Here is a 2209-nt window from a genome sequence, read left to right on the forward strand (position 1 = left end):
CGAACGAGGTGGTGTTGCCGTCGCCGGTGACGGCCTGGTTGTCGTCGCCGACCACGTTGCCGTCTCCGTCGCCGACGAGGTTGCCGTCGTTGTCGTCGCCGACGATGTTGCCGTCGCCGCGGACGTTGCCGTCGCCGACCTGGTTGTCGTCGCCGGTGACGATGGTCGAGTCCTCGATGTCGTCGCCGGCCGCGACCGCGCCGTCGCCGGAGGCGACCACGGAGTCGACGTCGATGTCCTGGTCGAAGTCGCCGCCGCCGGTGTCGATCTGCTGGTTGATCGAGTTGTCGGTGATGGTGTCGCGGTCGTCGACGAAGTTGTTGGTGATGTAGTTGTTGAGGTACTGGATCGCCTCGTGGTGGCTGTCGCCACCGCCGTCGTGGTGCACCACCGGCGGCGGGGGCGTGAAGGACGCCGCGGCGTTGGAGCCGGTGTTGTAGTCGCGGGAGAAGTCGGCGGTCTGGTTGTCCTCGACCAGGACCAGCGCGTCGTGCACGTCGTCCGGGCTGAGGTTCTCCAGGCCGTGCTCGGCCAGGGTGGCCTCGGGGTTGTCGGCGAAGTCCTGGCGCAGGTCGTCGTTGAAGAGCAGCTCGCGGATGAACTCGAGCAGCGAGAGCGTCTCAGCCATGATGATCTCCGTGTGAGAGTCGGGAGGTTCGGTGTTCCGGGCCGGTGACCCGGTGCTGATGACGAAGGTAGGCAGCGGGGCCGGGCGGGCCATCGGGGATCGGCCAGGGTTCCCCCGTCCCCCCGATCGGGGGTCGGTAGGGGGTCCCGATAGGGGGATCGGGGGCCTCGGCCCCAATCCCGGCGACGGCCCTTGATCGGGGCTAACGGGCGGCGCGGATAATCCGATGCCGGGAGAGGGTGCTCCTCCGACGGGGACGTGCCGGCAGCGGGTGAGGGGACCACGATGAGCTACCAGCTCGGGATCGACCTGGGGACGACCTACACCGCGGCCGCGGTGTGCCGGTCGTCGGACCGGCGGTGGGTGGAGCCCGAGGTCGTCACCCTCGGCACGCGCAACGCCACCGTGCCCTCCGTGCTCTTCCTCGCCCCGGACGGCGGCGTCGTCGTGGGCGAGGCGGCGGAGCGCCGCGCGCTGACCGACTCCGACCGCGTGGTCCGCGAGTTCAAGCGCCGCATCGGCGACCCGACCCCCATCGTGGTCGGCGGTCGCCCGTGGGCACCCGAGGAGCTCTCGGCCCGGCTCGTGCGCTGGGTCGTCGACCGGGTCGCCGAGCGGGAGGGCGGCCCGGCGGTCTCGATCGCCGTCACCCACCCCGCCTCCTGGGGCGTGCACAAGAAGGAGCTGCTGGCCCGGGCCCTGGGCGGGCAGGGCCTGACGGTCACCTTCCTGGCCGAGCCGCAGGCCGCTGCGCTGCACTACGCGGCAGCCGAGCGGGTCGCCCCGGGCTCCACCATCGCCGTCTACGACCTCGGCGGTGGCACCTTCGACGCCGCCGTCGTGCGCAAGGGCGACTCCGGGGCGTCGGGCTTCGGGCTGCTCGGCCGCCCGGAGGGGCTGGAGCGCCTGGGCGGCATCGACTTCGACGAGGCGGTCTTCGAGCACGTCGTGCAGGGCATGCCGCAGGCCTTCGCCGGGCTCGACGACACCGACCCCGAGGTGCTGGCCGCGGTGGCCCGCGTCCGCCGCGACTGCACCGAGGCCAAGGAGGCCCTCAGCAGCGACACCGAGGTCTCCATCCCGGTCATGCTGCCCGGCGCCCGCGGCTCGGTGCGGCTGCACCGCAGCGAGTTCGAGGCGCTGATCCGCCCCCGCGTCGAGGAGACCGTCACCGCGCTGCGGGCGGCGATCGTCTCCGCGGGCACCAGCCCCGACGACCTCACCGCGGTGCTGCTGGTCGGCGGCTCCTCGCGGATCCCGCTGGTCGGCCAGCTGGTCTCCGAGCAGCTCGGCCGCCCGGTCGCGGTCGACGCCGACCCCAAGAACGCCATCGCCAAGGGGGCCGCGCTGTCGGTCTCGCCGAAGCCGACGGCGTCCTGGCCGGGGGTGGCGATCCCGCCGGTGGCCGCGGCCGCCGGCGCGGTGGCCGGCACGCTGGCCAGCGCGGCCGCCCCACCGGCGCCGGCCCCGCCGCGACCGGCCGTGGGCCCGGGCGCCCCCGGCCCGCACACCCCGCCGGGGGGCCGCGTCCCGTCCGGCCCGCCGCCGAACCGGCCGGGCGGGCCGGGGGGTACCCAGCCC

2 protein-coding genes are annotated in these 2209 nt (G+C 74.2%); one reads left to right on the plus strand and one right to left on the minus strand.

What is annotated here, in order from left to right; all coding sequences use genetic code 11:
- Nucleotides 1-628: IniB N-terminal domain-containing protein (locus tag KDL28_RS40020; protein ID WP_252446701.1), on the minus strand; the 628-nt coding region annotated here is incomplete at its 3' end.
- A gap of 285 nt (nt 629-913) precedes the next feature.
- Here KDL28_RS40020 and KDL28_RS40025 point away from each other — a divergent pair.
- Nucleotides 914-2209 (plus strand): Hsp70 family protein (locus tag KDL28_RS40025; RefSeq protein WP_252446702.1); only part of this gene is annotated, 1296 nt, incomplete at its 3' end.

This window comes from Pseudonocardia humida, from assembly GCF_023898865.1.
In the GTDB taxonomy this organism is placed as follows: Bacteria; Actinomycetota; Actinomycetes; order Mycobacteriales; family Pseudonocardiaceae; genus Pseudonocardia; species Pseudonocardia humida.